Source organism: Micromonospora sp. DT227 (genome assembly GCF_049841835.1).
Taxonomy (GTDB): domain Bacteria; phylum Actinomycetota; class Actinomycetes; order Mycobacteriales; family Micromonosporaceae; genus Micromonospora.
The window spans coordinates 1-671 of the sequence record NZ_JBNCLA010000048.1; the positions used below are offsets into that span (position 1 = coordinate 1).

General features: G+C 70.2%; 1 protein-coding gene. It reads left to right on the forward strand.

The features are described 5' to 3' along the window. Positions 1-671: ketoacyl-synthetase C-terminal extension domain-containing protein (locus tag ACLQ2W_RS33825; RefSeq protein ID WP_425791958.1), on the forward strand; the 671-nt coding region annotated here is incomplete at both ends.

A 671-nucleotide genomic window follows, 5' to 3' on the forward strand; every position in this document is an offset into this window, starting at 1 on the left:
GGGGTGAGGGTGTCGGGTTGTTGGTGTTGGAGCGGTTGTCGGATGCGCGTCGGCGGGGGCATCAGGTGTTGGCGGTGCTGCGGGGCAGCGCGGTCAACCAGGACGGCGCGTCGAACGGGTTGAGTGCTCCGAATGGGCCGTCGCAGCAGCGGGTGATCCGTCAGGCGCTGGCCAACGCGCGGCTGTCGCCGGGCGACGTGGATGTGGTCGAGGCGCATGGCACGGGCACCAGGTTGGGTGATCCGATCGAGGCGCAGGCGCTGATTGCCGCGTACGGTCAGGATCGGCCGGCGGGGCAGCCGTTGCGGTTGGGGTCGGTGAAGTCGAACATCGGTCACACCATGGCGGCTGCGGGTGTTGCCGGGATCATCAAGATGGTCCTGGCGATGCGGCACGGGTTGATGCCCAGGACGCTGCACGTGGACGCCCCGTCGTCACATGTGGACTGGTCGGCCGGGTCGGTGCAGTTGTTGACCGAGGCGACACCGTGGCCGGTCAGCGGTCGGCCGCGGCGGGCTGGGGTGTCGTCGTTCGGGATCAGCGGCACCAACGCCCACCTCATCCTGGAGGAGGCCGATCCGTTCGAGCCGCCGTGGGACACAGCGGCCGACCCGGTGGGTTCGGGCCAGGGGGCGCCGGTGGTGCCGGGTGGGGTGGTGCCGTGGTTGTTG